Source organism: Streptomyces sp. NPDC006368, from assembly GCF_040612535.1.
Taxonomy (GTDB): Bacteria; Actinomycetota; Actinomycetes; order Streptomycetales; family Streptomycetaceae; genus Streptomyces.
The window spans coordinates 99,220-119,733 of record NZ_JBEXQK010000018.1 but is presented as its reverse complement, the minus strand read 5'-3'; the positions used below and the strand labels follow the sequence as shown (position 1 = coordinate 119,733).

Annotated in this window: 20 protein-coding genes and 1 riboswitch; of the genes, 15 read left to right on the top strand and 5 right to left on the bottom strand. The window is 73.9% G+C overall.

Features of this window, described 5'->3' with window-relative positions:
- Both ABZZ38_RS16460 and ABZZ38_RS16455 read right to left on the bottom strand, forming a co-directional pair.
- The coding region (locus ABZZ38_RS16460; protein WP_356740079.1) for an NAD(P)-binding domain-containing protein at positions 1–706 on the bottom strand (706 nt) is incomplete at its 3' end.
- A 143-nt stretch (positions 707–849) separates the two neighbouring features.
- Positions 850–1,656 (bottom strand): universal stress protein, encoded by an 807-nt coding sequence (locus ABZZ38_RS16455; protein ID WP_356740077.1) that lies wholly within the window; start codon positions 1,654–1,656, stop codon positions 850–852.
- A 407-nt stretch (positions 1,657–2,063) separates the two neighbouring features.
- Between ABZZ38_RS16455 and ABZZ38_RS16450 the strand changes: the two genes are divergently transcribed.
- Together ABZZ38_RS16450 and ABZZ38_RS16445 are read left to right on the top strand one after the other, a co-directional pair.
- On the top strand, positions 2,064–3,944 hold the full coding sequence (locus ABZZ38_RS16450) for a hypothetical protein (protein WP_356740075.1): 1,881 nt from the start codon (positions 2,064–2,066) through the stop codon (positions 3,942–3,944).
- A gap of 141 nt (positions 3,945–4,085) precedes the next feature.
- The gene (locus tag ABZZ38_RS16445; protein ID WP_356740073.1) at positions 4,086–4,376 is read left to right on the top strand and encodes a hypothetical protein; all 291 of its coding nucleotides are present in this window, start codon (positions 4,086–4,088) and stop codon (positions 4,374–4,376) included.
- A 276-nt stretch (positions 4,377–4,652) separates the two neighbouring features.
- Here ABZZ38_RS16445 and ABZZ38_RS16440 read toward each other — a convergent pair whose 3' ends face one another.
- Complete coding sequence (locus ABZZ38_RS16440; RefSeq protein WP_356740071.1) at positions 4,653–5,591, bottom strand: polysaccharide pyruvyl transferase family protein; 939 nt, start codon at positions 5,589–5,591, stop codon at positions 4,653–4,655.
- A 490-nt stretch (positions 5,592–6,081) separates the two neighbouring features.
- On the opposite strand from ABZZ38_RS16440, the gene dhaK reads away from it, so the two are divergent.
- The 11 genes from dhaK (at position 6,082) to ABZZ38_RS16385 (ending at position 15,405) form a co-directional block, all read left to right on the top strand.
- A complete protein-coding gene (gene dhaK, locus ABZZ38_RS16435; RefSeq protein ID WP_356740069.1) occupies positions 6,082–7,074 on the top strand; it encodes a dihydroxyacetone kinase subunit DhaK in 993 nt (330 codons plus the stop codon).
- A gap of 38 nt (positions 7,075–7,112) precedes the next feature.
- Entirely contained in the window at positions 7,113–7,754 is a 642-nt protein-coding gene (gene dhaL, locus ABZZ38_RS16430) for a dihydroxyacetone kinase subunit DhaL (RefSeq protein ID WP_356740091.1), read from the top strand.
- Positions 7,751–8,170 (top strand): dihydroxyacetone kinase phosphoryl donor subunit DhaM, encoded by a 420-nt coding sequence (dhaM, locus tag ABZZ38_RS16425; protein WP_356740067.1) that lies wholly within the window; start codon positions 7,751–7,753, stop codon positions 8,168–8,170. Before dhaL ends, dhaM begins: the two co-directional genes overlap by 4 nt.
- A 39-nt stretch (positions 8,171–8,209) precedes the next feature.
- Positions 8,210–8,431: riboswitch (cobalamin riboswitch) on the top strand.
- A 28-nt stretch (positions 8,432–8,459) separates the two neighbouring features.
- Positions 8,460–9,158, top strand: coding sequence for an energy-coupling factor ABC transporter permease (locus ABZZ38_RS16420; protein WP_356740065.1), 699 nt, complete (start codon positions 8,460–8,462; stop codon positions 9,156–9,158).
- Positions 9,158–9,496 (top strand): energy-coupling factor ABC transporter substrate-binding protein, encoded by a 339-nt coding sequence (locus ABZZ38_RS16415; protein WP_356740063.1) that lies wholly within the window; start codon positions 9,158–9,160, stop codon positions 9,494–9,496. Before ABZZ38_RS16420 ends, ABZZ38_RS16415 begins: the two co-directional genes overlap by 1 nt.
- A gap of 6 nt (positions 9,497–9,502) precedes the next feature.
- Positions 9,503–10,252, top strand: a complete 750-nt coding sequence (cbiQ, locus tag ABZZ38_RS16410) for a cobalt ECF transporter T component CbiQ (protein ID WP_356740061.1) — start codon at positions 9,503–9,505, stop codon at positions 10,250–10,252.
- A complete protein-coding gene (locus ABZZ38_RS16405) occupies positions 10,249–11,094 on the top strand; it encodes an ATP-binding cassette domain-containing protein (RefSeq protein WP_356740059.1) in 846 nt (281 codons plus the stop codon). The genes cbiQ and ABZZ38_RS16405 overlap by 4 nt, the downstream gene beginning before the upstream one ends.
- 234 nt (positions 11,095–11,328) lie before the next feature.
- On the top strand, positions 11,329–13,362 hold the full coding sequence (locus tag ABZZ38_RS16400; RefSeq protein ID WP_356740057.1) for an NADPH-dependent 2,4-dienoyl-CoA reductase: 2,034 nt from the start codon (positions 11,329–11,331) through the stop codon (positions 13,360–13,362).
- 23 nt (positions 13,363–13,385) lie between these two features.
- Positions 13,386–13,922, top strand: coding sequence for a PadR family transcriptional regulator (locus ABZZ38_RS16395; RefSeq protein ID WP_356740055.1), 537 nt, complete (start codon positions 13,386–13,388; stop codon positions 13,920–13,922).
- A 77-nt stretch (positions 13,923–13,999) separates the two neighbouring features.
- Positions 14,000–14,170: a 50S ribosomal protein L32 gene (gene rpmF, locus ABZZ38_RS16390; protein ID WP_356740053.1), complete on the top strand. Its 171-nt coding sequence runs from the start codon at positions 14,000–14,002 to the stop codon at positions 14,168–14,170.
- 5 nt (positions 14,171–14,175) lie between these two features.
- Positions 14,176–15,405 carry a GTP-binding protein gene (locus tag ABZZ38_RS16385; protein WP_356740051.1) on the top strand — a complete coding sequence of 410 codons (1,230 nt, stop codon included), beginning with the start codon at positions 14,176–14,178 and terminating at the stop codon, positions 15,403–15,405.
- Here ABZZ38_RS16385 and ABZZ38_RS16380 read toward each other — a convergent pair.
- Positions 15,402–17,369 (bottom strand): heavy metal translocating P-type ATPase, encoded by a 1,968-nt coding sequence (locus tag ABZZ38_RS16380; protein ID WP_356740049.1) that lies wholly within the window; start codon positions 17,367–17,369, stop codon positions 15,402–15,404. The genes ABZZ38_RS16385 and ABZZ38_RS16380 overlap by 4 nt on opposite strands.
- 106 nt (positions 17,370–17,475) lie before the next feature.
- On the opposite strand from ABZZ38_RS16380, the gene ABZZ38_RS16375 reads away from it, so the two are divergent.
- Together ABZZ38_RS16375 and ABZZ38_RS16370 are read left to right on the top strand one after the other, a co-directional pair.
- Positions 17,476–17,853, top strand: coding sequence for a metalloregulator ArsR/SmtB family transcription factor (locus ABZZ38_RS16375; protein ID WP_356740047.1), 378 nt, complete (start codon positions 17,476–17,478; stop codon positions 17,851–17,853).
- 23 nt (positions 17,854–17,876) lie between these two features.
- Positions 17,877–19,292: an FAD-dependent monooxygenase gene (locus ABZZ38_RS16370; RefSeq protein WP_356740045.1), complete on the top strand. Its 1,416-nt coding sequence runs from the start codon at positions 17,877–17,879 to the stop codon at positions 19,290–19,292.
- Positions 19,293–19,299: 7 nt separating this feature from the next.
- Here ABZZ38_RS16370 and ABZZ38_RS16365 read toward each other — a convergent pair whose 3' ends face one another.
- Positions 19,300–20,490, bottom strand: coding sequence for a zinc-dependent alcohol dehydrogenase (locus ABZZ38_RS16365; RefSeq protein WP_356740043.1), 1,191 nt, complete (start codon positions 20,488–20,490; stop codon positions 19,300–19,302).
- Between the last annotated feature and the right edge of the window lie 24 nt (positions 20,491–20,514).

Here is a 20,514-nt window from a genome sequence, read left to right as displayed (position 1 = left end):
CCGATCCACGTACGGCACCCACACCACCTCGCCCGATCGGGTCGATCAGCTCGTACCGACCCGCGAAGACCTCCGGGGACGCCTCGGCGAGGGCCTTGGTGACCTCCGCCGTCCCGGCTCGCAGGCCGTAGACGGGCGTGCCGGGCTGCTGGCGCCACGACTCGTCGATACCGCTGGCGTCGACGGTGTCGAAGCCCAGCTCGTCGATGAGGGCGCGGACCGTCTTCTTGGCCGCCTCGTCGTCCCCGGCGACCGGCAGCGCCTGGCGTTCCGGATGTCCGGCGGGGCTCGGACCGTCGATGATGTCCTGGGCGTAGGTGCCGTTGAACGCCTTGACGACCGGGTGGCCGATCTGCCGCTCGGTCCAGCGGCTCTCGGTCATGCCGTCCTCGATGGCGGCGATCCGCCCGTCGCGCTCCCGGGGGTAGTAGTTGCCGGTGTCGATGACGGCGACGCCCTCGCGGGCCCCGTCGAGCAGCCCGCTCGGCAGGTCCGGTACGGCCTTGAGCGGCACGGTCACCACCACGACGTCGGCGCCGCGCGCCGCCTCGGCCGCGGTGACGGGTGTGGCACCGGTCTCCTCGGCGAGCGCGGTCAGCGTGTGCGGGCCGCGCGAATTGGCCACGGACACGTCGTGGCCGAGCGCGGTGAGCCGCCGGGTGAGGTTGCCTCCGATGTTGCCCGCGCCGATGATGCCGATCCTCATGGGGTGCCTCCAGACGTTCGCCGCTCTCGTGTCGCCCCTTGTCAACTTCGCCGCCGGACGCGGCTATTCCCCTGCCGTGGCCCGCCGCGCGTCCCCCTCGCCCATCACCTGTCGCCCGTCACCCGTCGTCTCGGGGAGGTGCGTCAGTCGTGCGGTACGACCGCGACCGGGGCGTGCGCGTCGCGCAACACGCCATGGACCGTGGGGCCGACGTGCGCGCCCCACGGCAGGCGGCGTCTCCTGAGGCCCACCACGAGCAGCCGCGCGCCCCGCGAGGCCTCGGCCAGAGCGGGAGCGGGCCGCCCCCGCGCGAGATGGCGCGTGACCGGCACGCCCGGGTGCCGTTCGCTCCACGGCGCGAGGAGGTCGTCGAGCTCCGACTCATCCCGTACGGCGCCCTCGGCGACGAGCCGCACGCCGCAGCCGTACCGCTCCGCGCAGTCGAAGGCGAAGGCCGGCACGTCACCGTGCGGCCGTGCGGTGTCCAGCCCGAGCACCACGTCCCCCTCCCCGGCCCGCGCGGCGCCGGTGGGGGCGGGGGCCCGGACCACGACGACGGGTCGCCGGACGCGCGCCAGCACGGCCTGCGAGACCGAACCGGCCACGAGCCCGGCCACGCCGCCGAGCCCGCGGGTGCCGAGCACCAGCAGCTCCGCGTCGGCGCTCGCGTCGCACAGCACCTCGACCGGGCTGCCGGAGAGTTGCGACATCTCGGTCGGGAGATCGGGGTGGCGGCGGTGGACGTGTCCGGCCACGGCGTGCAGCAGGCGCTCCGCCGCGTGCCGCTGTGAGTCGCTGTCCGACACCGGTGTGACCGCGTCGGCGTCGGGGCTCCACACGTGCAGCAGGCGCAGCGGCCGGCCCCGGCTCAGCGCTTCGCCGGCGGCCCAGTCCGCGGCCACCATGCTCGCGGGTGTCTCGTCGACGCCGACGATGACGGCGTGAGGCATCTGCACTCTCCGGGGTCGGGGTCCCATAACGGGACGTCAGGGTCGGTGCCGGCGAAGCCGGGTCGCCGCAGTGGCCGAGGGGTCCCGCCCGCCGGGGCTGCCGCCCGGCGGGCGCCTCGGCCCGGACCCGAACGTGCCGGTGCGGCGCGGAAGGCGGGTCCGGCCCGTATCGGGGACACCGAAGCTAACCTCCGCTTACGGAGCGTCACATCGGGACACGCTGACCATCGGACGGGATTCGCCGGCGAGTGGGCCGTTCGCCGCCAGGATGACCGACGGCCGTTCCGTGGTGCGCTCGGCCGCGGTCCGCTGCCCGCCGTTCCCGCTGGTGGGTGGCGGCGGCGGGGCGTGGGCGATACGCGGGCCCCGCCCGTCCGGGGGGCGGACGGCCCGTCCATCATGTGCGCATGAACACCGTGCCCCTGCCCGCGGACCACATACCCGCGGGAGCTCTCACCTGGCGCTCGGCGGACGCCCGCCGATGGCTCGCGGCCGCCCCCGCCCGGTGGGCGCATCCGCTGTGGCCCACCCTCGCTGTCGTCGTCACCCTGGTGTGGTCCCTGGTCGACGCTCCCGCCGCGCCGTGCACCGCGACCGAGCCGTGCGGCGCCGACTGGCCGGCGGTGGCCCTCGCCGCGCTGGGGCTGGTGAGCCTGTACTGGTTGTGGCGGCAGCCGGCGCTCGCCGTGCCGGGCCTCGCCGTGGTCACCCTCGCGGTCGTCGTCGACGCGGGCCCGGAACTGCTGGAGCCGGCGGGCCTCGCCCTGCTCTTCGCCGTCGGGTACGCCGAGGGAACCCTGCTCCACCGCCGGTCGGCGGCTCGCCGGCAGCGCGCCCTGGCGGAACACGCGGCGGGACCGGCACGGCATCCGCTGCCCGCGACGGCCGTACGGTTCCGGCGCGGCCGGTTCTCCTTCCTGCTGGCGTCGGCGGCGCTGGCGGTCGCCGTCTTCGGCTTCTGGCAGGCCCGGCAGGAGGTCGGCGCGTACGAGGAACACGCGGCGCGCGCCACGCCGATCCGCGCCGAGGTCGTCGCCCACGAGGAACACGAGGACACGTCCGTCCTGACGGTGGCGCTCCCCCGCGGCGGCACCCGCACCGTCGAGACGCTCGCCCCGGAGGACCATCCGGTCGGCGACACGGTGGACCTCCTGGTCGACGGCGCGTGGGTACGGCTGGTGGCGGAGCCGTACGACACCACGGGCTGGGAGCTCCTGGTGGTCGGCGCCGGGGTGGTGGGGCTCGCGGTCCTCGGCAACGGCGTGGACGGCCGCCGGCGTTCGGCCCGGATGCGCCGCGAACCGCTGCCCGTGCTGCGGGTGCTGGTCCGGGAAGGCCACGAGGACGGCCGGACGTGGGTGTACGCGGCCGATGACCCTGCGGCCGGGCAGCCCATCCTGCATTTCTACTCGCTGCCCCCGATGGACGACGAGGTGGAAGAGGACGACGGCCTCCCGGAAGGCGAGGACGGAGAGGGTGGAGAGGACGGAGAGGACGGAGAGGACGGAGAGGACGCGGCGAAAGTGATCAAGGACATCGCCGCCGTGCTCAAGGGCACCGATCCTCCGCCGCCACTGCGCGAGGCCGTCCTGTACGGGGCGCCCCACGCCGGTTCGGAGGTTGCCTTCGTCGCGATGGAGGGGGACGAACCCATGGCGGAGTGCAGCGTCAGTCCGGTCCGGCCCGCCGTCCCCGGAAGCGGCGGACGGCACCACCCGGGGCAGCGTACGGTCGAGGAGATCACCGCGGGCATGGCGCCGGTGACCGCTCCCCTGTCCTGGTCGGCCGACTTCGGCTCACGGGCGGTCGGGCTCGTCCTCCTGATCGTCCAGGGCGGCGGTTTGTGGGCGTCCCTGAGCGACGGATTCTCCTGGCACTGGCCGTTCCTCGCACTGGGCCTGCTGTGGCTGGTCAACGCCGTACCGACCGCGCTCAACTGGCGGATCACCGCGGACCGCGAAGGACTGTGGGTGGCCGGTGCCTGGCGGGTGCGCCGGGTGCCGTGGGAGCGGATCGTCTCCGTCCGCCATGCCGAGGACGGCATCCGCCTCGCCCTGTCGGAGGGCCGGGACGTGAACCTCTCCCCCACCGGCTGGGCGTGGCTCACCCGGCGGTTCGGCCGCGTCCCCGTCGCCGACCGGGCGGTCGACGGCATCCGCGCCATGAGCCGGTGCCCGGAACTGCGCCCGGACCGGAACGCCACTCCGGCGGAACAGGGCATGCCCCTGGGGCCGCTCCTCCTCGTCCTGTCCGTGCTCTGGGGTGCCTCCGTGACGCTGCTGCTGTGACCGGTCCGGCGGCCGGGGCCGGGAGCGTACGGAGTTCGGGCGGTGACGCGTGGTGAGCGCCAGGTGGCGCGTCCCGGCAGGTCAGCCCGGTCGCGACCGGTGCGGTGGCGCTCGCGCGCCGGAGGTACGACGCTGGAATACATGGGTTGGGCTTCCTGGACCACAGCTGCGGTGTTCACCGGCCGAGGCGGGGTGAACACCGTCGAGGCGGGTGTCATCACCGGCGAGCTGGCCGTGCACACGACCTGGGCGGATGATCAGGCCCAGGTCGCCGTCCAGTACAGCGGGGCCTCGGACTGGTTCACCATGGCGGGCAGCCCTGTGCCCTGCCGGACCGAGGAGGAGAGCCGACGCCTGCACGAGGCCGTCGTCGAAGCGGTACGGACGGGTGCTGCCGCCGGCCTGCCGTCCCTCACCCTCCCCCTCGACTGACCGGCTCATCGATCAGCCCCGGCACTGACGGCTGGTTCTCCTTGCCGCTGAGGGCGTCGGCGAGCTCCTGTCCGCGCGGGGAGGAAACGCCACCGATCCCCTGTTCGTGGGCAAGGTCGCGCAGTCGGTCGATGCGCATCCGGCGCGGCTCGTCCTGCGGGCGCCATTGCCCGGAGGCGGTTCCACCGTGCCACTCGGCGTTGTCCCCCTCCGCCGCACGGGGGCCGCCCGCAGTGGCGGACCTCCGGGGCCCCGGCCGGCCGGTTCGGCCTCGGCTCAGCGAGGCGGTGTGTGCCGGGCCTGCGCACCCCTGTGGCCGTCGCTCACCTGCTTGAGCAGGGTGAGGAGCGGATCGGTGAGCCGGTTGTCGGGCTCGTCCAGGAACCGGCGGCGGCGTTCGGCGGCCTGCGCGCGGCCCTGGTCGAGACACCAGGTCCACCAGTGGTCGAAAGCGGCGGGACCCGCCTCCTCGGCCGGTACGACGGCGGGCCACTGGCAGGCCCGGGCCTGCGCGGTCACCTTGGCGCCACCCCGCACGGGATCCACCGCGAGAACGGGGGTGCCCGCGCGGAGCGCCAGCAGCAGCCCGTGCAACCGGTTGGTGATCACGGCGTCGAGCCGCGACAGCGCGGCCATCAACTGCTCCGGCGTGTCGAAGTGCTGCGGGTCCCGGTTGGCCAGCCGCGTGTCGAGCGGGATCCGCGCGATGTCCCTCTCCGACAGCCAGCCCTGGAGGGCGTCGGTGATCGCGCCGTGCCGACGGCGGAGGCCGTACTCCCTCTGCCCCTGCGTGAGGATGACGCCGGCCACGGGCGGCCGGCCCGTGGTGGCCGCCGAGGCGGCGAGGTCGACCACCGGTGGTCCGAGGCCACCGCTGCGGGCCAGGACGTGGTGGAAGCCGGTCACCGCCGGAGCCCCGGGCTCCACCACGCTCGTGCCCACGGCGATACGCAGGCAGTGGGCGAACCGGTCGTGCAGCCGCTCGATGTCCGGGCCGTGCAGCGGTCCGCAGATGAACACCAAGGTCCCGTACCTGCCCGGGGAGACGGCTTCGAGATGGAGCTCCCGCGGTCGGTACGCCGGACTCCACACGGTGTCGTACGGCAGCCCCTCACGGTCCAGCAGGCTCTCCACCCGCCGCAGGGCCAGTTCGTCCCCGGCCGTGACCTCGCCATGGAGGAAGCTGAACCACCCGGTGAGCAGAATCCGATTCATAACGGTTCCTCCTGGCCGGAGCTTCGACCGGGACCGTACGGGAGATCACCCCGGGAGACACCGCACGGCGGGTCCCGGCGGAGCGGATCGCGGGCGGCAGGCGGTCCGGGGGCATGACGACGACGCGGCTGCGAGTGCCCCACCGGTTGCGGTTCATGCCGGCCCCGGCCGACCGGCTCCTCGTCTGCCGACGGGCCCGAGGGTCCCCAGGGTCCCGAGGGCGCCAAGCGACGGGCCGCCGCCCCGGCCACGCTCCGATCGCGGTCAGGCCCTGGCGGTGAGCATGGCGGGGCGCCACCCGGGCCGTGCCCCCGCCCTCGACGCGTCGGACACAGAACACGCGACCAAGGGGGCATGCACACGGCCGCCGCTACCCCGATACTGAACCCTGGCCGACCGACCACCACGCCACCGACAGCACCTGACGCCCCATCAGCCCGGTCGTGAAAACCCTGTTCAGGGCTCCTCGAAATACCTGCTGGGAGATACGTTGAGAATGCTCATCAATGTCCCCGAGACCGTCGTCGCCGACGCCCTGCGCGGGCTCGCGGCGGCGCATCCCGAACTCACCGTCGATGTGGAGCACCGGATCGTCGTACGGCGGGACGCTCCCGTCGCCGGGAAAGTGGCGCTGGTCTCCGGCGGCGGTTCGGGACATGAGCCGTTGCACGCCGGGTTCGTGGGGCCCGGGATGCTGACGGCGGCCTGTCCCGGTGAGGTGTTCACCAGCCCCGTGCCGGACCAGATGGTGCGGGCGGCCGCCGCCGTGGACAGCGGCCAGGGGGTGCTGTTCGTCGTCAAGAACTACACCGGGGACGTCCTGAACTTCGAGATGGCCGCGGAGCTCGCCGAGGACGAGGGCGTGCAGGTCGCCAGGGTGCTGGTCGACGACGATGTGGCCGTGGCGGACAGTACGTACACCGCGGGGCGGCGCGGCACCGGGGCCACGCTGTTCGTGGAGAAGATCGCGGGCGCGGCGGCCGAGGAGGGCGCGCCGCTGGAGCGGGTGGAGGCGATCGCCCGGCGGGTCAACGCGAGTTCGCGCAGTTTCGGGGTCGCTCTGAGCGCGGTCACCACCCCCGCGAAGGGAAGTCCGACGTTCGACCTGCCGCCGGGCGAACTGGAGTTGGGCATCGGCATCCACGGTGAGCCCGGGCGGGAGCGGCGGCCCATGATGACGTCGGGGGAGATCGCCGACGTCGCGGTGGACGCGGTACTGGAGGATCTGCGGCCGGGCGGACCGGTGCTCGTGCTGGTCAACGGAATGGGCGCGACTCCCCTGCTGGAGCTGTACGGGTTCAACGCCGAGGTGCACCGGGTGCTGGGCGAGCGGGGCGTACCGGTGGCCCGTACGCTCGTCGGCAACTATGTGACGTCACTGGACATGGCCGGCTGCTCGGTCACCCTGTGCCAGGCGGACGAGGAGCTGCTGCGTCTGTGGGACGCCCCGGTGCGAACCGCGGCTCTGCGGTGGGGGCGGTGACCGCGGTGACGCTGGACACGGACTTCTTCCGGCGCTGGATGACGGCGACGGCAGCGGCCGTCGACCGTGAGGCGGACCGGCTGACCGAGCTGGACTCGGCGATCGGTGACGCGGATCACGGGGCGAACCTGCAGCGCGGCTTCGCCGCGGTGGTCGCGACCCTGGACACGGAGGATCCGGCCGCCCCCGGGGCGGTGCTCATGCTCGCGGGACGGCAGCTGATCTCGACGGTGGGCGGCGCGTCGGGGCCGCTGTACGGGACGCTGCTGCGGCGCGCCGGCAAGGCCCTCGGTGATTCCCCGGAGGTGACGGCGGGGCAGCTGGCCGAGGCGCTGCGCGGGGGTGTGGCCGCCGTGGCCCGGCTCGGCGGGGCGAAGGCCGGGGACAAGACGATGCTGGACGCGCTGGAGCCGGCCGTCGAGGCGATGGGCGCGGCGGCCGACGGGCAGGAGGGCGGGTCGCCCGCCGGTGAGCCGCCCGCCGAGTCGGCCGCCGGATCGCCCGGGGCGGCGTTCGCGGCAGCCGCGCGGGCGGCCGAGGAGGGCGCCCGCGCGACCGTGCCGATGCAGGCCCGCAAGGGCAGGGCCAGCTACCTCGGTGAGCGCAGTGTCGGGCATCAGGACCCCGGCGCCACGTCCTCGGCGCTGCTGATCGCGGCACTGGCGGAGGCGGCCCGGTGAGCGGGGACGCGGTGAGCGCGCCGGTCGGCATCGTGCTGGTCTCGCACAGCGCGGCGGTCGCCGCCTCCGTCGCCGAACTGGCCCGGGGCCTGGCGGGTGGCGGACCCACCGCGCCCGTCGCCGCGGCGGGCGGGACCCCGGACGGCGGGCTCGGTACCAGCGCCGAGCTCATCGCCGAAGCGGCGGCCTCCGTCGACGGCGGGGCGGGCGTGGCCGTCCTCGTGGACCTCGGCAGCGCCGTACTGACGGTGAAGGCGCTGCTCGCGGAGGGCGACGAACTTCCCGACGCCACGCGACTGGTGGACGCGCCGTTCGTGGAGGGCGCGGTGGCCGCGGTGGTCACCGCGTCGGCCGGCGGGGACCTGGACGCGGTGGTGGCCGCCGCGTCCGAGGCGTACGGCTATCGCAAGGAGTGAGGCGCGGCCACGGGGTGGAGCCGGGCGGTGCGCCGGTGCGCGGGTTGTGATGTACCTGGTCAACGCACTAGTGTCGCAGGGCCTTGGTGTACGGGAAACCGGTGCGGTACCGGTGCGGCCCTCGCCACTGTGATCGGGAAGTCCGGCTCCATCCTTCGGGAAGCCACTGGAACGCCGCGGGAGACCGCGGTGTCCGGGAAGGCGGAGTCGCGGCGGCATGACCCGTCAGCCAGGAGACCGGCCAGGGCGCGTTGTCCATCCACGAGGTGCTGGAGAGGGTCTCCCCGTCATGCATATCGCCGAGGGCTATCTGCCCCCTGCTCACGCGGCCGCCTGGAGCGTCGCGGCCGCCCCCTTCGTCGTCCACGGTGTGCGGGCCCTGAGCCGGGAGGTCAAGGCCCATCCCGAGTCGACTCTTCTGCTCGGCGCGTCCGGTGCCTTCACCTTCGTCCTTTCCGCCCTGAAACTGCCGTCGGTGACGGGCAGCTGCTCGCATCCGACCGGCACGGGCCTGGGCGCGATTCTGTTCCGGCCGCCGATCATGGCGGTGCTCGGCACCATCACGCTGCTGTTCCAGGCTCTTTTGCTGGCGCACGGGGGGCTGACCACGCTGGGCGCCAACGCCTTCTCCATGGCGGTCGTCGGCCCCTGGGCCGGCTTCGGCGTGTACTGGCTGCTGCGCCGCTTCGGAGTACCGCTGATGGTGAGCGTGTTCTTCGGGGCGTTCGTGGCCGACCTGTCCACGTACTGCGTCACCAGCGTGCAGCTGGCGCTGGCCTTCCCCGACCCGAGCAGCGGTTTCCTCGGGGCGCTGGGCAAGTTCGGCTCCATCTTCGCGGTCACGCAGGTGCCGCTGGCGGTCAGCGAGGGCCTGCTCACGGTCCTGGTGATGCGGCTGCTGATCCAGTCCAGCAAGGGTGAACTGACCCGGCTCGGGGTGCTCCTCCGGGGCGGCCGCAAGGGCGAGAAGAAGGAGGCCGTGGCGTGATGAGCCGTAACGCCAGGATCAACGCGCTGCTGCTTCTGGTCGTCGTGGCGCTGGCCGTCCTGCCGCTGGCGCTGGGGATGGGCGACCACAAGGAGGAGCCGTTCACCGGGGCCGACGCCCAGGCCGAGACGGCGATCACCGAGACGCACCCCGACTACAAGCCGTGGTTCAGCCCGCTGTACGAGCCGCCCTCGGGTGAGATCGAGTCGGCGCTGTTCTCCCTGCAGGCCGCGCTGGGTGCCGGCGTGCTGGCGTACTACTTCGGTCTGCGCCGGGGACGCCGGCAGGGCGAGGAGCGGGCGCTCGCCGGCGCGCGGGACCCCGGCCGCGGCGAGTAGCCGCGGATGCTGCCCATCGATGTGGCGGCGCACAGCAGTCGCTGGCGCCGCCGTCACCCGTGTGAGAAGGCGGTGCTGGGCTTCGGCCTGACGCTCCTGGCGGTGTGCCTGCCGCCGTGGCCCGGCGCGGTGCTGGTGGCCGGCGCCTCCCTGGCCGTCCTGCTCGGCCCGGCGGACGTCGCGCCGCGGCAGCTGTGGCGGGCGTGGCGCGTCCCGCTCGGGTTCTGTGTGACGGGCGCGGTTCCGCTGCTGTTCCAGGTGGGCGGGGCGGGCGGCTTCGTGACGCTCGCGCCGGACGGGCCGGCGCAGGCGGGGCAGTTGCTGCTGCGGACGTCGGCGGCCTCGCTCGGGGTGCTGCTGTTCGCCTTCACGACGCCGGTCTCCGACGTGCTGCCGCGCCTCGTACGGGCAGGGGTGCCCGCGCCGGTCGTCGACGTGGCGCTCGTGATGTACCGGATCGCCTTCCTGCTGCTGGACGCGGTGCGGCGGATCCGACAGGCGCAGGCGGCGCGGCTGGGGCTGACGAGCCGGGCGGCCACCTGGCGGTCGCTGGCGGGCCTGGGCGCGACGGCGTTCGTGCGCGCCTTCGACCGGGCGGCGCGGCTCCAGACGGGGCTGGCCGGGCGCGGTTACGACGGCACGCTGCGCGTGCTGGTGCCCGGGGCCGCGGTGGACCGGCGGTTCCTGGGTCTGACCGGGGCGCTGCTCACGGGGCTCGTCGCCCTCACCCTCGTACTCGAAAGGTTCCTGCCGTGAATCGTGACGCCGTCGTGGAACTCATCGGTGCGGGATACGCGTACGAGGACGGCCCCGCCGTGCTGTCGGGCATCGACTTCGCCGTACCGGAGGGGCGTGCGATCGCCCTGCTGGGCCGCAACGGCAGCGGCAAGACGACGATGCTGCGGCTGCTGAGCGGCGGCCTGCGATGCGCGAGCGGCCGGCTGCGGCTGCGCGGCGAGGACGTGTCGTACGACAGGAGGGGGCTGACCCGGCTGCGGACGACGGTGCAGCTGGTCGTGCAGGACCCCGACGACCAGTTGTTCGCCGCGTCGGTGGGGCAGGACGTGTCGTTCGGGCCGATGAACCTGGGGCTGGCGGAGGCGGAGGTACGGGAGCGGGTGCGCGAAGCCCTGGAGGCGCTGGACATCACGGCGCTCGAGGACCGGCCGACGCACCTGCTGTCGTACGGGCAGCGCAAGCGGGCGGCCATCGCGGGCGCGGTCGCGATGCGGCCCCGGGTGCTGATCCTGGACGAGCCGACGGCGGGCCTGGACCCGCACGGTCAGGAACGGCTCCTCGACGTGCTGGACCGGCTGCGCGCGTCCGGGACGACGGTCGTGATGGCCACGCACGACGTGGACCTCGCGCTGCGGTGGGCGGACGACGCGGCGGTGCTGACCCCGGACGGGCTGCGCACCGGCCCGGTCGCCGACCTGCTGGCGGACGGCACCCTGCTGGACGCGGCCCGGCTGCGCCGCCCTTGGGGGATGGCGGTGACGAACGTGCTTCGCGCCCACGGCCTGCTGGGCGCGGACGCCCCGGGGCCGCGTACGGCGGAGGAACTGGAGCGGTGGGCGACGGCGGTGCGGGGCACGTAGGGGCTTCGCCGACCGCCCGCGGCGGTGGTGGCGGCGGCGGCGAGCCTGGCTCCTGTACGGAGGCCTTGGAGGCCATGGAGTCCATGGAGTCCAGGTGGTTCGAGGCTGTCGTCTGCGCGAAGGGCTGTGGCCGTACGTAGCGCAGGTCACCCCCCGATCTTTATGCAACTTGTTGCACAAGGCGTCCGGCGTCGTCTACAACTGGGGCGACGACATCGCGCGAGGAGGCGCCCCATGACTGCGACCCGGCCCCCGACCCCGTACCCGCATCTGCTCAGCCCGCTGGACCTGGGGTTCACGACCCTGCCCAACCGGGTCCTCATGGGGTCGATGCACGTCGGGCTGGAGGAGGCCGAGAACGGCTTCGCGCGCATGGCGGCCTTCTACGCCGAACGCGCCCGCGGCGGCGTCGGGCTGATCGTGACCGGGGGCATCGCGCCGAACGAGGCCGGGCGGCCGTACGAGGGCGGGGCCAAGCTCACCACCGAGGAGGAGGCCGCGAAGCACCGCGCCGTGACGGACGCGGTGCACGCGGCCGGCGGGCGCATCGCGATGCAGATCCTGCACTTCGGCCGGTACGCCTACCACCGCGACCTGGTCGCGCCGAGCGCGATCCAGGCGCCGATCAGCCCCTTCGTACCGAACGAGCTGACCGACGCCGAGGTCGAGCAGACGATCGAGGACTACGTGCGCGCCGCCGAGCTGGCCCGGTCGGCCGGGTACGACGGCGTCGAGATCATGGGCTCCGAGGGTTACCTGATCAACGAGTTCATCGCGGCCGCGACCAACCACCGAGCCGACCGGTGGGGCGGCTCGTACGAGAACCGGGTGCGCTTCCCGCTGGAGATCGTCCGCCGCACCCGCGAGCGGCTCGGCGACGACTTCATCCTGATCTACCGGCTCTCCATGCTGGACCTGGTGCCGGGCGGATCGACCCTGGAGGAGGTCGTCGCGCTCGCCGAGGAGATCGAGGCGGCCGGTGCGACGATGATCAACACGGGCATCGGCTGGCACGAGGCCCGTATCCCCACCATCGCCACCTCGGTGCCGCGCGGCGCGTACACCTGGGTCACCGAGAAGCTCATGGGCGCGGTTTCCGTACCCCTGATCACCAGCAACCGCATCAACACCCCCGAAGTCGCCGAGCGGCTGCTGGCGGAGGGCCGCGCCGACATGGTGTCGATGGCCCGGCCCTTCCTCGCCGACCCGGACTTCGTCGCGAAGGCCGCGGCCGGCCGGCCGGAGACCATCAACACCTGCATCGGCTGCAACCAGGCGTGCCTGGACCACACCTTCAGCGGGAAGATCACCTCCTGCCTGGTCAATCCGCGCGCCTGCCACGAGACCGAGCTGGTCCTCTCCCCCACCCGGCTGCGCAAGCGCGTCGCGGTGGTCGGCGCCGGCCCGGCCGGGCTCGCCTGCTCCGTCTCCGCCGCCGAACGCGGCCATGACGTCACGCTGTTCGACGCGGCCGACGAGATCGGCGGACAGCTGAACGTCGCCAAGCGCGTGCCGGGCAAGGAGGAGTTCAACGAGACGCTGCGCTACTTCCGTACGCAACTCGACCTGCGCGGCGTCGATGTGAAGCTGGGTACGCGCGCCACCGCCGAGCTGCTGAGCGGCTACGACGAGGTCGTCATCGCGACCGGTGTCACCCCGCGCACCCCCGCCATCGAGGGCGTCGACCACGCGAGCGTGGTCAGCTACCTGGACGTGCTCCGGGACGGCGCACCGGTCGGTGAGCGCGTCGCGATCATCGGCGCGGGCGGGATCGGCTTCGACGTGGCGGAGTTCCTCACGGACGGCGGCGAGGGCGCGAGCCAGGACCCCGAGACGTACTTCCGGCAGTGGGGCGTCGACACGTCCTACGCCGGGCGCGGCGGGCTGCGCGCGCCCGAGCGCCCGCGGCCGCCGCGCACCGTGCACCTGCTCCAGCGCAAGACGTCCAAGGTCGGGGCCGGCCTCGGCAGGACGACGGGGTGGATCCACCGCACCGAGCTCAAGCACCGGGGCGTGACCATGGTCGCGGGCGCGTCGTACGACCGGATCGACGACGAGGGCCTGCACATCACCGTGGACGGCGAGGCCCGCACCGTACCGGTCGACACGGTGGTGCTGTGCACGGGCCAGGAGCCGCGGCGCGAGCTGTACGACGCGCTCGTCTCGGCCGGGGCGTCGGTGCACCTCATCGGGGGCGCCGACGTGGCGGCGGAGCTGGACGCCAAGCGCGCGATCGACCAGGGGACACGGCTGGCGGCGACGCTGTGAGCGCCCGTCCCTAGGATGCGGTCATGTCACTCCCGCACGCGATCCTCACCGCTCTGCTCGAGAAGCCGTCCTCGGGTCTGGAACTGACCCGGCGCTTCGACCGGTCGATCGGCTACTTCTGGTCGGCCACGCATCAGCAGATCTACCGCGAGCTGGGAAAACTGGAACAGGCGGGGCACATCCGGGCCCTGCCCTCCCAGGCGCCGGCCCGTGGGCAGAAGAAGGAGTACGAGGTCTTGCCCGCGGGCCGCGCGGAGCTGACGGACTGGGTGCGCCGGAGTGAGGACCCCAAGCCCATCCGGGACGCGCTGCTGCTGCGGCTGCGCGCGGCGGCGGTGGTCGGCACGGAGGGCATGGAGGTGGAGCTGCGCCGCCACCTGGCGCTGCATCAGGCGCAGTTGGAGGAGTACCTGGGGATGGAGAGGCGGCAGTTCCCGCCGGAGCGGGACGCGCGGGCGGACCGGCTGCGGCACCTGGTGCTGCGCGGGGGGATCGAGCTGGAGCGGTTCTGGACGGCGTGGCTGACGGAGGCGCTGGCGGAGTTCGACCGCGAACGGTGACCACCCCCGCTTTGTTAACGGTAATCATTTTCATGTAGCGTGGCCGCCACCGTACCGACGATGGAGGTCCCGCAGTCATGGCCGTACCCAAGCGGAAGATGTCCCGCTCCAACACCCGCCACCGCCGCGCCCAGTGGAAGGCGTCCACGCCCCAGCTGGTGCCCGTCACGGTCGACGGCTCCGTCCACCGGGTCCCGCAGCGCCTGGTGAAGGCGTACGAGCGCGGCCTGATCCGCCCGGAGGGCTGAGCGCGATGACGACGACCACGGCGACCGGCGTGACCGTGGCAGCCCCGGCGGCCACCGACTCCCGCCTTCCGGTCACGGTCCTCTCCGGCTTCCTCGGTGCCGGGAAGACCACCCTGCTCAACCACGTCCTGAGCAACCGGGAGGGGATGCGGGTCGCCGTGATCGTCAACGACATGAGCGAGGTCAACATCGACGCCGCCCTGGTCCGCGGCGGCGAGGCGGCCCTCTCCCGGACCGAGGAGCGGCTGGTCGAGATGACCAACGGGTGCATCTGCTGCACCCTGCGGGACGACCTCCTGGAGGAGGTGGACCGGCTGGCCCGCGAGGGCCGGTTCGACCATCTGCTGATCGAGTCCAGCGGCGTCTCAGAGCCGATGCCGGTCGCCGCGACCTTCGCCTTCCCGCGCGACGACGGCGCGACGCTCGGCGACCTGGCCCGGCTCGACACCATGGTGACGGTCGTCGACGCGGCCAACTTCCTGCCCGAGCTGGCGGGCGGCGACGGGCTCGCGGAGCGCGGCCTGGACCAGTACGAGGACGACGAGCGGACGGTCAGCGACCTGCTGATGGACCAGATCGAGTTCGCCGACGTCATCGTCGTCAACAAGCTGGACCTGGTGGGCGAGGACGACGCGGCGCGGCTGACGGCCGCCGTCAGCCGCCTCAACCCCGCCGCCCGGGTCGTCACCGCCGTACGCGGCCGGGTGCGCCTCGGCGACGTCCTCGGCACGGGCCTGTTCGACCTGGAGCGCGCGCAGCAGGCGCCCGGCTGGGTGAGGGAGCTCAACGGCGACCACGTACCGGAGACCGAGGAGTACGGCATCTCCTCGACCGTCTTCCGCGCCCCCGACCGGGCCTTCCACCCGGAGCGGCTGTGGCGGTTCGTCACCGAGCGCCTCGACAGCGGGGAGTTCGGCCGGGTCCTGCGCTCCAAAGGGTTCTTCTGGCTGGCCGGCCGCGACCGGGTGACCGGGCTGTGGTCCCAGGCCGGCACGGTCGCCCGGTTCGAGCCGTCCGGCAGCCGGGAGGACGGCGGCCAGGGCCAGGAGCTGGTCTTCATCGGCACCGCGCTGCGCCCGGACGCGCTGCACCGGGCACTGGACGGCTGCCTGGTCACGGCGGGCGAGACCGGCCCGTGGGCCGACCCCTTCCCGGCCTGGGACGTGCACGGGACGGACGACGCCTGCGCGCACGAACCCGCGGACGGTCAGGGATCGACCGGACGCCGAACCTAGGCGAGCGCCTTGCGCCAGGCCGACTCGCGCAGCAGCCGCAGCCCGTTGAGGCCGACCAGGACCGTGGAGCCCTCGTGGCCGGCCACACCGAGCGGCAGCGGCAGGTGCCCGGCCAGGTCCCAGACGACGAGGGCGCCGATGCAGACCCCGGCGATCACCAGGTTCTGCACGACGAGCCGGCGGGCGCGCCGGGAGAGCGCCACCACCGCCGGGACGGTGGCCAGTTCGTCGCGTACGACGACGGCGTCGGCGGTCTCCAGGGCCAGGTCGGAACCGGCGCGGCCCATCGCGATGCCGCTGTGCGCGGCGGCGAGGGCGGGGGCGTCGTTCACGCCGTCACCGACGACGAGGGTGCGCTCCCCGGCGCGCTCCCACTCCCGTACGGCGGCCACCTTGTCCTCGGGCAGCAGTCCCGCCCGTACGTCGGTGATGCCGACCTCGGCGGCGACGCGCCGCGCCGCGGGCTCGTTGTCGCCGGTCAGCAGCGTCGGCTCGGCCCCGCTGAGCCGGCCGAGCGCCGCGACGGCGGCCGGGGCGCCCTCGCGCAGCCGGTTGGCGATGCCCAGGACGGCGACGGCCGTGCCGTCGACGGTGACGACGACGGCGGTACGCCCGGCGGCCTGGAGTTCGCCGACGGCCGCGGCGGCGCCCCGGGCCTCGTCGGCGGGGGCGGCGGCCGGGCGGCCGACGGTGACCACGCGGCCGTCGACGACGGCCCGTACGCCGTGCCCGGGCGCCGAGGTGAACTCCGCGGCCGTGGGCACCGGCAGGCCACGCTCACGGGCCGCGGCCACCACCGCGCGCGCCAGGGGGTGTTCGCTGGGCAGCTCGGCGGCGGCGGCCTGCGACAGCACCTCCGGCTCCCCCGGGGCATCGGCGAGCAGCCGGATCTCGGCCACGCGCGGCGTTCCCTCGGTCAGGGTGCCGGTCTTGTCCAGGGCGACCCGGTCGACCTGGCCGAGCCGCTCCATGACCACCGCGGACTTGACGAGGACGCCGTGCCGGCCCGCGTTGGCGATCGCGGAGAGCAGCGGGGGCATGGTGGCGAGGACCACGGCGCACGGCGAGGCGACGATCATGAACGTCATGGCCCGCAGCAGTGTCCCGGTGAGCTCCGCGCCGAAGGCGAGCGGCACGGTGAACAGCGCGAGGGTCGCCACGACCACGCCCACCGAGTAGCGCTGCTCGATCTTCTCGATGAAGAGCTGGGTGGGGGCCTTCGTCGCACTGGCCTCCTCGACCAGGGCGACGATCCGGGCGATGACGGAGGCGGAGGCGTCCCTGTCGACGCGTACGCGCAGCACCCCGGTGCCGTTGAGGGTGCCCGCGAAGACCTCGTCGCCGGGCGCCTTGGGCACGGGCAGCGGTTCGCCGGTGATGGTGGCCTGGTCGACGTCGCTCGCCCCGTCGAGGACGGTGCCGTCGGCGGGCAGCCGCTCCCCCGGGCGTACGAGCACGGTGTCGCCGACCCGCAGGTCGGCCACGTCCACCGGCTGCTCGGTGGAGCCGGTGAGCCGTACCGCCTTCGCGGGCGCCAGGTCCAGCAGGCCGCGCACGGAGTCGGCGGTGCGGCGGGTGGCGAGGGCCTCCAGGGCGCCGGACACGGCGAAGATGACGATGAGCAGCCCGCCGTCGAGGAACTGCCCGATCGCGGCGGCGCCGATCGCCGCGACGACCATCAGGAGGTCGACGTCGAGGGACTTCTCGCGCAGGGCCTGGACGCCGGCCCAGCCGGGCTCCCAGCCGCCCGCGGCGTAGCAGAGGGCGTAGAGCGGGCCCCAGGCCCAGGCGGGCGCGCCCGCTAGGTCGAGCGGGAACGCGGCGAGGAAGGCGGCGGCGGACAGCCCGGCCCAGCGGACCTCGGGCAGGTCGAAGAGCCTGGTCCGGCGGGGCGGGGGCGGGGCGGCGGACGGGGCCGTCGACCGGGACGCGGACCGGTCGGCGTCGAGCACCGGGGAAGCCATGGGGGCACCTCTCCAGAGGGGCGGACGGCGAGTACGGCCCCACCATACCCGAATACATGAAGAGCTCTTCATCTGTACGTGTGCGCACGCGGCTACGATGACCTGCATGGGACACGGAGTGCACGGTGAGACGACCCCCGCAGCGCGCCTCGACGCGGAGTCCGCGGCCACCATCGCCGCCACGCTCCAGGCCCTCGCCACGCCCTCCCGGCTGATGATCCTCACCCGGCTGCGCCAGGGGCCCTGCGGCGTGACGGAGCTCGCCGAGTCGGTCGCCATGGAGCAGTCCGCGGTCTCCCACCAGCTGCGCCTGCTGCGCGCGCTGGGCCTGGTCACCGGTACGCGTCAGGGCCGGCGGATCGAGTACAGCCTGTACGACAACCATGTGGCCCAGCTCCTCGACGAAGCCGTGTACCACATCGAGCACTTGCGGCTCGGCGCGCGTGATCTGCCCCAATCCGCCGTGGATACTGGGCGGTCCTAGGACCGCGACGTGAAGGGGCGGGTATGGCCGACGAGTTGGGTACCGTGCACGGGGACAACGGCAGGGCACGGCACGCGGTGGTGATCGGCGGCAGCGTCGCCGGGCTGCTCGCGGCGCGGGTGCTCGCCGACCACGCGCAGCGGGTGACCGTGGTGGAGCGGGACCGCTTTCCCCACGAGCCGGAGCCCCGCCCGGGGGTGCCGCAGGGCCGGCACACGCACGTCCTGCTGGAGGGCGGGCAGCGGGCGCTGGAGAAACTGCTGCCCGGTGCGGTCGACGAGCTGCGCGCGCAGGGGGCGCCGGTGGTCGGCATGCCCGAGGACGTGGTGCAGTGGCAGGGCGGCACGTGGTTCCGGCGCACCGCCGCCACCTCGCCCCTCTTCACCGGCACCCGCCCCCGGCTGGAGCAGCTGATCCGCCGCCGGGTGCTGGCCGACCCCAGGATCGGGACGCTGGAGGGCACCGAAGCGGTCGGGCTGACCGGTGACGCGGCGCGCGTGCGCGGGGTGCTGCTGCGCTCGCGGGGCGCCGGCAGGGGCAAGGAGCCGCGCGAGCTGGAGGCGGACCTGGTCGTGGACGCCTCGGGCCGCGGGTCGCGGGCGCCGGAGTGGCTGGCGGCGATCGGCGCCGAGCCGCCGCACGAGGAGACCATCGAGACCGGCCTCGGGTACGCGACCCGGCTGTACCGCAACCCCATGGCGGGCGAGGGCACGGACTGCCTCGGCTACTTCGTCGTGCCCAACCCCGCGCAGACCTACGGCGGCGTGATCATGCCGGTCGAGGAGGGGCTCCACCTGGTGACGCTGTCCGGGCTGCGCGGTGACGCGCCGCCCGCGGACGAGGCCGGGTTCGAGGAGTTCGCGAGCCGGCTGCCGCACCCGGTGGTGCGCGAGTGGCTGGCGAAGGCCGAGCCCGTGTCCGGTGTCCACGGCTTCCGCGGAACGGCCAACGTCCGCCGGCGCTACGACCGCCCGGGGCGCCGCCCCGCCGGTTTCCTCGCCACCGGTGACGCGCTGTGCGCCTTCAACCCGATCTACGGCCAGGGCATGGCCGTCGCCGCGATCGCCGCGGTGGCGCTGCGGGACGCGCTCGCCGATCCGCGCCGGACACCGACGACGCGCCGCGTCCAGCGGGCGCTGCTGGACGCCTCCCGGCAGGCGTGGGACATCTCCGCCGGGTCGGACAAGGGCATGCCGGGCGCGGTCGGCAACGCGGTGCGGTCGAGCCCGGCCGACCGGCCCGCCACCTGGTACCTCGGGCGCGTCCAGGCGCGGTACACCGGCGATCCGGTGGTCGGCGAGGCGTTCCGTTCCGTCCTCGCGCTGGTCAACCCGGTGTCCGTGCTGTTCGCGCCGCGGGTCGCCCGCGCCGTGCTCCTCGGTCCGGTGCCGGACACCCCGGCCGGTCCGCCGATGTGGCGGGAGACGCCCGACGGCTGACGTTCCGTCAGGGATGCATGATCACCTTCACCACGCCGTCCTCCTTGTGCTGGAACATCTTGTACGCGTGCGGGGCGTCGGCCAGCGGGAGGCGGTGCGTGGCGAAGTCGTCCACGCCGAGGGGGTCCTCGTCGGTGAGGAGGGGCAGGATGTCGCCGACCCAGCGCCGGACGTTGGCCTGGCCCATGCGCAGCTGGATCTGCTTGTCGAACAGGGTCATCATCGGCAGCGGGTCGGCCGCGCCGCCGTAGACGCCGCTGAGCGAGATGGTGCCGCCCCGCCGTACGAGGTCGATGGCCAGGTACAGCGCGGCCAGCCGGTCGGCGCCCGCCTTCTGGTGCAGCTTGGCCGCCCACGCCCGGGGGAGCAGGCCGGCCGCCTGCTGCTGGGCGCGGGCGATCGGGCTGCCGTGGGCCTCGGTGCCGACGGCGTCGATGACGGCGTCGGGGCCGCGGCCCTTGGTGCGGGTCCTGATGGCGTCGACGAGTTCGTCCCGGCTGTCGTGGTCGGTCAGGTCGAAGACCTCGACGCCACGGGCGTGGGCGCGCTGGAGGCGCTCCGCCACCAGGTCGACGCCGATCACCTGGGCGGCGCCCTGGTGGAGGGCGATGCGGCAGCACATGTCGCCGATGGGGCCGAGCCCCAGGACGGCGACGGAGCCGCCCGGCGGGATGTCGGCGTACCGGACGGCCTGCCAGGCCGTCGGCAGGACGTCGGAGAGGTAGAGGAAGCGGTCGTCCGGCGGGCCTTCGGGGACCTTGATGGGGCCGTAGTGGGCCTGCGGCACGCGCAGGTACTCGGCCTGGCCGCCGGGGACCGAGCCGTAGAGCCTGGAGTAGCCGAACAGCGCGGCGCCCATGCCCTCCTCGGTGACCTGGGTGGTCTCGCACTGGGTCGTCAGGCCCGCGGCGCACATCCAGCAGTGACCGCAGGCGATCTGGAAGGGCACGACCACCCGGTCGCCGGGCTTGAGGGCGATGACGCCCGCGCCCACCTCCTCCACGATGCCCATGGGCTCGTGCCCGAGGACATCGCCGGGGGTCATGTACGGCGTCAGCACCTCGTAGAGGTGCAGATCGGAGCCGCACAGCCCGGTCGAGGTGACCCTGATGACCGCGTCCGTCGGCTGTTCGATCCTCGGGTCGGGCACCGTCTCCAGGCGCACGTCGCGCTTTCCCTGCCAAGTCACGGCCCTCATCGTGCGTGTCCCTTCACCGGGGTC

Excerpts from the sequence above, each read along its gene's own strand:
- ABZZ38_RS16440 (WP_356740071.1), bottom strand. The coding sequence starts at position 5,591 with ATGAATCGGATTCTGCTCACCGGGTGGTTCAGCTTCCTCCATGGCGAG.
- ABZZ38_RS16385 (WP_356740051.1), top strand. The coding sequence starts at position 14,176 with ATGACGACGACCACGGCGACCGGCGTGACCGTGGCAGCCCCGGCGGCC.
- ABZZ38_RS16375 (WP_356740047.1), top strand. The coding sequence starts at position 17,476 with ATGGGACACGGAGTGCACGGTGAGACGACCCCCGCAGCGCGCCTCGAC.
- ABZZ38_RS16365 (WP_356740043.1), bottom strand. The coding sequence starts at position 20,490 with ATGAGGGCCGTGACTTGGCAGGGAAAGCGCGACGTGCGCCTGGAGACG.
- ABZZ38_RS16400 (WP_356740057.1), top strand. The coding sequence starts at position 11,329 with ATGACTGCGACCCGGCCCCCGACCCCGTACCCGCATCTGCTCAGCCCG.
- ABZZ38_RS16395 (WP_356740055.1), top strand. The coding sequence starts at position 13,386 with ATGTCACTCCCGCACGCGATCCTCACCGCTCTGCTCGAGAAGCCGTCC.
- ABZZ38_RS16380 (WP_356740049.1), bottom strand. The coding sequence starts at position 17,369 with ATGGCTTCCCCGGTGCTCGACGCCGACCGGTCCGCGTCCCGGTCGACG.
- ABZZ38_RS16455 (WP_356740077.1), bottom strand. The coding sequence starts at position 1,656 with ATGCCTCACGCCGTCATCGTCGGCGTCGACGAGACACCCGCGAGCATG.
- ABZZ38_RS16415 (WP_356740063.1), top strand. The coding sequence starts at position 9,158 with ATGAGCCGTAACGCCAGGATCAACGCGCTGCTGCTTCTGGTCGTCGTG.
- rpmF (WP_356740053.1), top strand. The coding sequence starts at position 14,000 with ATGGCCGTACCCAAGCGGAAGATGTCCCGCTCCAACACCCGCCACCGC.
- dhaL (WP_356740091.1), top strand. The coding sequence starts at position 7,113 with ATGACGGCGACGGCAGCGGCCGTCGACCGTGAGGCGGACCGGCTGACC.
- cbiQ (WP_356740061.1), top strand. The coding sequence starts at position 9,503 with ATGCTGCCCATCGATGTGGCGGCGCACAGCAGTCGCTGGCGCCGCCGT.
- ABZZ38_RS16445 (WP_356740073.1), top strand. The coding sequence starts at position 4,086 with ATGGGTTGGGCTTCCTGGACCACAGCTGCGGTGTTCACCGGCCGAGGC.
- ABZZ38_RS16370 (WP_356740045.1), top strand. The coding sequence starts at position 17,877 with ATGGCCGACGAGTTGGGTACCGTGCACGGGGACAACGGCAGGGCACGG.
- ABZZ38_RS16420 (WP_356740065.1), top strand. The coding sequence starts at position 8,460 with ATGCATATCGCCGAGGGCTATCTGCCCCCTGCTCACGCGGCCGCCTGG.
- ABZZ38_RS16450 (WP_356740075.1), top strand. The coding sequence starts at position 2,064 with ATGAACACCGTGCCCCTGCCCGCGGACCACATACCCGCGGGAGCTCTC.